We start from the raw sequence: 7125 nt of genomic DNA, 5'->3' as shown, positions 1-7125 counted from the left end.
TTATACGCCCCGGGCGGGGGGTTTGCCCCCCGCAAACCCCCGACTCTGACCCCGGTTTTCCAACCCCTTCCCCAAACTCCCCGTGACCTGATGCGTGCCGACTTCTACCTGATCGCCAAGCCGCGCTTTCTCACCGAGCCACTGAAGCTGGTGTGCGAACTCGCGCGCAAGGCCAACGATGGCGGCCTGTACACGCTGGTACTGGCGCGCGACCAGGCCCAGGCCGAGGAATTGGACGAGCTGCTGTGGTCGTTCGACCCGGATGCCTACATCCCGCACCAGATCATCGGCGAGGACGTGGACGAGGAAGAGGCCATCGTGCTGATCGCCACACCGGGCGCCGATGCGCCTGAACGCCCGCTGGTGATCAACCTGCGTGACGAGCCCTATCTGGGTGCCTGCGACCGTGTGCTGGAAGTGGTGCCGGCCGATCCGGCCGCGCGTGAGCCGCTGCGGGACCGCTGGCGCCAGTACAAGGTCGCGAACTACACGCTCAACAAATACGACATGTAAGGGACTACACGCATGCGCCTGCTGATTGCCATCCTGCTGCCGTGGCTGGCCTTTTTCACCATTGGCCGTCCGATTTCCGGCATTGTCTGTCTCATCCTGCAGATCACCTTGATTGGCTGGCTTCCCGCTGCCATCTGGGCTGCATATGCCGTCAGCCAGTACCACACCGACAAAAAGATCCAGCGCGCACTCGGCCGCTGATCCCCCTCCCGCTTTTACCGGTTCCCCCGCATGACCCAACTCGCCTCCAGCTACGACCCCAGATCCTTTGAAACCGCGCTCTATGAGTCGTGGGAGAGGGCCGGCCTGTTCAAGCCGTCCGGCAAGGGCGAGCCCTACACCATCCTGCTGCCGCCGCCGAACGTGACCGGCACCCTGCACATGGGCCATGCCTTCCAGCAGACGCTGATGGATGCATTGATCCGTTACCACCGCATGCGTGGCTACGACACGCTGTGGCAGGTGGGTACCGACCATGCCGGCATCGCCACCGAAATGGTGGTCAGCCGCAACCTCGCACTGGAAGGCAAGGGTGAAACCCGCGACTCGCTGGGCCGCGATGGCTTCATCGACAAGGTGTGGGAGTGGAAGGCGCATTCGGGCAACGTGATCGAAGGCCAGATGCGCCGCCTCGGCACCTCGGCCGACTGGTCGCGCAGCACCTTCACCATGGACCCGGGCCCGAGCGAGGCGGTGATCGAATCCTTCCTCCGCTGGCACGAACAGGGCCTGATCTACCGTGGCCAGCGCCTGGTCAACTGGGACCCGGTGCTGAAGACCGCCATTTCCGACCTGGAAGTGGAGAGCGCGGAAGAAGACGGTTTCATGTGGTCGATCGCCTATGCGCTCAACGACGGTGCCAGCTATGAGCACGTCGAAGTGGATGCCGACGGCAACGAGACCCTGCGCGAGACCCGCAATTATCTGGTCGTGGCCACCACCCGTCCGGAAACCCTGCTGGGCGACACCGCGGTGATGGTGCACCCGGAAGACAGCCGCTACGCGCACCTGATCGGCAAGAGCGTGACCCTGCCGCTGACCGGCCGCAGCGTGCCGGTGATCGGCGACGATTACGTCGACAAGGCCTTCGGCACCGGCGTGGTCAAGGTGACCCCGGCGCATGACTTCAACGACTACCAGGTCGGCGTGCGTCACAGCCTGCCGATGATCAACCTGTTCACCACCACCGCCACGCTCAACGAAAACGCCCCGGAGCAATACCGCGGGCTGGACCGCTACGCAGCGCGCAAGGTGATCCTGGCCGAGCTGGAAGACCTGGGCATCCTGGTCGAGACCAAGGCGCACAAGCTGCAGGTGCCGCGTGGCGACCGTACCGGCCAGGTGATCGAGCCCTATCTGACCGACCAGTGGTTCGTGAAGATGGACGGGCTGGCCAAGCGCGGCCTGGAACTCGTCGAGAACGGTTCCATCAAATTCGTGCCGGGCAACTGGATCAACACCTATCGCCACTGGATGGAGAACATCCAGGATTGGTGCATCAGCCGTCAGCTGTGGTGGGGCCATCGCATCCCTGCGTGGTTCGACGAAGCCGGCAACTGCTATGTCGGCCGCAACGAAGCCGACGCCCGCGCCAAGGCCGGGCTCGGCGCCGACGTGCTGCTGACCCAGGACAGCGACGTGCTGGAGACCTGGTTCTCCTCGCAGCTGTGGCCGTTCTCCACCCTGGGCTGGCCGAATGAAGCGGCGATGGCCGAGCGCGGCTTTGAGCGCTACCTGCCGTCGAACGTGCTGATCACCGGCTTCGACATCATCTTCTTCTGGGTGGCGCGCATGATCATGGCCACCGACAGCTTCACCGGCCAGATCCCGTTCAAGGACGTCTACATCACCGGCCTGATCCGCGACGGCCAGGGCCAGAAGATGTCCAAGTCCAAGGGCAATGTGCTCGATCCGCTGGACATCATCGACGGCATCAGCATCGACGACCTGGTTGCCAAGCGCACCCACGGCCTGATGCAGCCGAAGATGGCCGAGAAGATCGAGAAGGCCACGCGCAAGGAATTCCCGGACGGCATCATCGCCCACGGCGCCGACGCGCTGCGCTTCACCATCGCCGCGCTGGCCACCCACGGCCGCGACATCAAGTTCGACATGAGCCGCGCCGAGGGCTACAAAAACTTCTGCAACAAGCTGTGGAACGCCAGCCGCTTCACCCTGATGAACACCGAGGGCGCGAGCTTCACTGGTGTGCCGCAGCCGCGCACCGATGCCGAGCGCTGGATCCTTGCACGCCTGGCCAAGGTTTCGGCCGAAGCACAGCAGCACTACGCCGACTACCGCTTCGACCTGTTGTCGCAGGCGCTGTACGAATTCGTCTGGAACGAGTTCTGCGATTGGTTCCTGGAACTGACCAAGCCGGCCTTGAACGGTGACAACGCCGAGGATGCGGCGAGCACCCGCCACACCCTGCTGTACGTACTGGAAGCAGTGCTGCGCCTGCTGCACCCGCTGACCCCGTTCGTCACCGAGCAGCTGTGGCAGCAGGTTGCACCACGCCTTGGTATCAACGCCGAGTCGTTGTCGTTGCAGGCCTATCCGACCGCTGAAGAGTTTGCTGGCGACTACGCGCAGGCCGAAGTCGACGTGGAATGGTTCAAGACTATGGTCAGCGCCCTGCGCCGCGTGCGCAGCGAGTTGAACGTGCCGCCGTCCAAGCAGGTGCGTCTGTTGCTGCAGGGCGGGCAGGATGCGGATCGCAGCCGCCTCGAACGCTTCGCCTCGCAGCTGCGCTTCCTGCTCAAGCTGGAGAGCATCGACTGGTTGGCCGCTGATGCAGTGACGCCGCCGGCTGCGGCCGCCATTGTTGGCGAGCTGAAGCTGCTGGTGCCGTTGGAAGGCTTGGTTGATCTGGACGCCGAACGTGCGCGTTTGGACAAGGAAATCGCCCGCGTTTCTTCGGAGAAGGACAAGAGCGAGGTCAAGCTGTCCAAGTTCACCGACAAGGTGCCGGCGGCGGTGGTCGAGCAGGAGCGCGTGCGTCTGGTTGATTGGAAAAGCCAGCTGGCCGGCCTGCAGGAGCAGCGCGCGAAACTTTGAGGCTTGCTGATTGTTGTTGTGGAGAACGCCGCCTTCGGGCGGCGTTTTCTTTTGTGCGTTGAGAATCAAAGAGCAGCGAGCGAAGAGCCCCCTCATCCGCCCTGCCGGGCACCTTCTCCCGCGCGCGGGAGAAGGGAATGCAATGCGCCATGCACTTCTGCGGGATCGCTGTGCAATCTGCTTCATGTGCTTGAGCTTGATGGCACGCCCAGTTCACGACGCTGCAAGAATCACTGCAGTCCCTTCTCCCGCGTGCGGGAGAAGGTGCCCGGCAGGGCGGATGAGGGGGCTTTGGGCTTTGGGCTTTGGGCTTTGGGCTTTGGGCTTTGGGCTTTGGGTTTTGGGCTTTGGGCTTTGGGCCTTGGACTTTACCTCCCCGCAGCACCAACACCCCACAATCCCAGCTACCCTTCCAAAGCACCCCAATAACAGAACCCAATGTCCCTCGGCATCTTCTGCGCCGTCCTGTTCGCCGCCCTGCTCCACGCCAGCTGGAACGCAATCGTCAAACTCGGCGGCGACAAGCTGCTGACCACGATTCTGGTCACCGGTTGGGCTGCCGTCCTGTCCGCAATCGCCCTGCCCTGGCTGCCAGCGCTCGACGCAGCCAGCCTGCCCTGGCTCGTCGCCTCGGCCATCCTGCAGACCGGCTACTACGTGCTGGTCGCACGCGCCTATCACAGCGCGGACATGAGCCTGTCCTACCCGCTGATGCGTGGTTGCGCGCCCTTGCTGGTCGCCATTGCCGGCACCTGGCTGTTCAACGAGCGCTTGTCCGCCAGTGCCTGGAGCGGTATCGCCCTGATCAGTGCAGGCATCCTGTGCATGGCCGGCAGCAGCAGGGCACGCAACCTCCGCCTGCCGCTGTGCATCGCCATGGTGATCGCAACCTACACGCTGGTCGACGCACAGGGCGCACGCCTGTCCGGCAATGCCTTGAGCTACACGCTGTGGCTGTTCCTGCTGTCCGGCTTGCCGCTACCGATCTGGGCCTTGTTCGCCCGCCGCCGGCAGCTGGGCAGCTATCTACGCGGCAACTGGCAGCGCGGACTGGTCGGCGGTATCGGCACCACCGCGTCGTATGCGATCGCGCTGTGGGCGATGACCATCGCGCCGGTCGCGGTGATCGCTGCACTGCGCGAGACCTCGATCCTGTTCGCGCTGCTGATCTCGGCACTGCTGTTGAAAGAACACATCAGCCGCAAGCGCCTGCTCGCGGCGGCACTGATCGTCGCCGGCGTGGTGCTGCTGCGGCTGGCATAGCCAACGCCGCGCTCAGAGCGGCGGCATCACGCTGATGTCGTCGTCCACCAGCTCCATCGCCATCACCAGTGCGTCTTCGCGCCCGGTCGCGGTCGGGTAGTAACGCGGACGGCGGCCGATCTCATTGAAGCCTTCGCTGTGGTACAGCGCGATGGCCGAGGTATTGGACGGCCGCACTTCCAGGAACACCCGCAACGCGCCGCGTTGCCGTGCAACCCGCACCAACTCGCGCAGCAGACGCCGGCCATGGCCGCGCGACTGGCACAGCGGATCCACACAGACATTGAGTACATGCGCTTCGTCAACGGCAATGCTGAGCACGGCATAGCCGGCAATGCCGCCCTCCTGCACCAGCACCCGGCACGGGTAGTCGGCTCGCAGGCAATCCTGGAAGATGCCGCGCGTCCACGGGAACGGATAGGCACGCAGCTCCACTTCCATCACCGCATCCAGGTCCCCTTCATGCATGGGACGCAGGACCGTACCCGGCGCGGTCATTGCCGTGCTTTCCGCCGCAGACTGCGCAGCTGCGGCCACAGCGCGCGCTTGGCGGCTGGATCGGCACGCAGCTCGGCCAAGGGCCAACTGTCCATCAGCGCCCGCGTTTCCGGCTCGTTGGGATTGCAGCCGGAGGCACGCAACAAGGCGATCTGCAGGCGGTCGGGCATCCCCAAGCCGCCGCTGCGACGAACACTACCCGCTGCACCGGCAGCGGATACCGGCGCGGGTGCAGTGCTCGGTGCCTGCGGTGCCTTTGCGGCCACTTCACGCGGCGGGGCAACAGCAACCGGCTTGGTCACCGTGCTCTGCGGCGGTGCCGCCCGCTCCACCGCTACCGTAGCGGTATCAAAGGCTGGCGCAGCAACGACTGGCGGCGCATCCAGCGCGCCGCCTTCCAGATAGACGGTGTAGCCCATCGCCTGCAGCCATGCCTGCTGCTCGGGCGTCCACACCGGCTCGGGCGAGAAACCGATCACTGCACCTTGCCGGCCGGCTGCCGCCAGCGCTGCAACAACCACATCACCGGGCCGGACAGCGCATAGATCACGCCGACCACCAACAAGGTCCGCGCCGGGTCCAGTACCACGATGGAAATGACGATAGGCACCAGCGCCAACACCACGAACGGTACGCGCTCCGAGCGCGGGCCCTTCTCGCCGCCGCCCTTGAAGCTCCAGAAGCGGATCCGGCTGACCATCAACAGGCCGGACACGATGGTCACACCCAAAGCCACGTAGCGCAGCTCCTCTCCGCTCCAGCCCAGCGTGCCATCAGCGAAGGCCCAGACGAAGGACATCATCAAACCGGCGGCGGCCGGGCTGGCAAGGCCAACGAACCAGCGCTTGTCGACCGTGCCCACCTGGGTATTGAAACGGGCCAGGCGCAGCGCCGCGCAGGCCGCATACAGGAAGGCCGCCGACCAGCCGACCCGGCCCAGCACGTCGCCATCGAACTTCAGAGAGGACAGGGCCCAGTGGTACATCACCAGTGCCGGCGCCATGCCGAAACTGACAAGATCGGCCAGCGAGTCGTATTGCACTCCAAATTCGCTGCTGGTTCCGGTCAAACGCGCAACCCGGCCATCCAACCCATCCATGACCGCAGCCACGAACACAGCGACGCTGGCGTTGACAAACTGCCCGTTGGAGGCGGCAATGATCGCGTAGAACCCGGCAAACAGCCCGGCGGTGGTAAACAGGTTCGGGAGCAGGTAGATGCTGCGCGAACGCGGTGGTGGTCTCAATTCGTCCATACCGGGAAGTTTAATCGACTTGCCAGCCGCGTCACCGGGTGCTGCAATCGCTGCCTGCCCTGTCCCGGTGCCTGGAGTTGCCATGCTCACCCTGCCACGCCTCTGCTGCCTGCTCCTGCTCGGCACCGCTGCCACCGCCAGCGCGGCCAATCTGTACAAGTGGAAGGACGCCAATGGCGTCACCCAGTATTCCGAGCGACCGCCGGCCGGCAAGCAGTTCGAAACCCGCCGCATCACCGCCAGCGGTGCTTCTGTCGCAGAACCAGAGGTTTCAGCCGAAGCCGGCGAATCCGAGCAGTGCCTGGGTGCACGCAGGAATCTGCAATTGCTGAACGGCAATGGTCCGGTCAGCCAGGGCGTTGGTGCCGATGGCAAGCCGGGCGCTCCCCTGGATGACACCCAGCGCGCGGCGCAGAAGCAGCTGGCCGAGGCGACCGCTGCGGTCTACTGCAAGCCTGCGCCGAAGAACTGAGCTGGTAGCTGACAGGCAAAACCGGGCGCAAAACCGGGGTCAGAGTCGGGGGGTTGTTTTTTTTGAA

The 7125-nt window shown here is 64.7% G+C and carries 8 protein-coding genes; 5 read left to right on the top strand and 3 right to left on the bottom strand.

From position 1 onward, the window contains the following. The first annotated feature begins 87 nt into the window (after positions 1-87). From QMX78_RS19135 to QMX78_RS19120, 4 genes are all read left to right on the top strand, one after another. Positions 88-513, top strand: coding sequence for a DNA polymerase III subunit chi (locus tag QMX78_RS19135; protein WP_282272553.1), 426 nt, complete (start codon positions 88-90; stop codon positions 511-513). Positions 514-525: 12 nt separating this feature from the next. Next, a complete protein-coding gene (locus QMX78_RS19130) occupies positions 526-714 on the top strand; it encodes a YqaE/Pmp3 family membrane protein (RefSeq protein WP_057627321.1) in 189 nt (62 codons plus the stop codon). A gap of 30 nt (positions 715-744) precedes the next feature. Continuing rightward, a complete protein-coding gene (locus tag QMX78_RS19125; RefSeq protein ID WP_282272546.1) occupies positions 745-3570 on the top strand; it encodes a valine--tRNA ligase in 2826 nt (941 codons plus the stop codon). A gap of 438 nt (positions 3571-4008) precedes the next feature. Then, positions 4009-4833: an EamA family transporter gene (locus QMX78_RS19120; protein ID WP_282272544.1), complete on the top strand. Its 825-nt coding sequence runs from the start codon at positions 4009-4011 to the stop codon at positions 4831-4833. A gap of 12 nt (positions 4834-4845) precedes the next feature. On the opposite strand, the gene rimI is transcribed toward QMX78_RS19120, so the two are convergent. The 3 genes from rimI to pssA are packed head-to-tail and all read right to left on the bottom strand — an operon-like array spanning position 4846 to position 6586. Next, a complete protein-coding gene (gene rimI / locus QMX78_RS19115; protein ID WP_282272543.1) occupies positions 4846-5331 on the bottom strand; it encodes a ribosomal protein S18-alanine N-acetyltransferase in 486 nt (161 codons plus the stop codon). Continuing rightward, a complete protein-coding gene (locus tag QMX78_RS19110; protein WP_282272551.1) occupies positions 5328-5750 on the bottom strand; it encodes an alanine acetyltransferase in 423 nt (140 codons plus the stop codon). The genes rimI and QMX78_RS19110 overlap by 4 nt, the downstream gene beginning before the upstream one ends. A gap of 56 nt (positions 5751-5806) precedes the next feature. Beyond that, positions 5807-6586: a CDP-diacylglycerol--serine O-phosphatidyltransferase gene (gene pssA / locus QMX78_RS19105; RefSeq protein ID WP_282272540.1), complete on the bottom strand. Its 780-nt coding sequence runs from the start codon at positions 6584-6586 to the stop codon at positions 5807-5809. A gap of 82 nt (positions 6587-6668) precedes the next feature. Here pssA and QMX78_RS19100 point away from each other — a divergent pair, with 82 nt between their 5' ends. Next, complete coding sequence (locus QMX78_RS19100) at positions 6669-7058, top strand: DUF4124 domain-containing protein (protein WP_282272538.1); 390 nt, start codon at positions 6669-6671, stop codon at positions 7056-7058. Positions 7059-7125: the final 67 nt, after the last annotated feature.

This window comes from Stenotrophomonas sp. PS02298, assembly GCF_029959445.1.
Classification (GTDB): domain Bacteria; phylum Pseudomonadota; class Gammaproteobacteria; order Xanthomonadales; family Xanthomonadaceae; genus Stenotrophomonas.
This window is presented reverse-complemented; position numbering and strand designations above follow the sequence as displayed.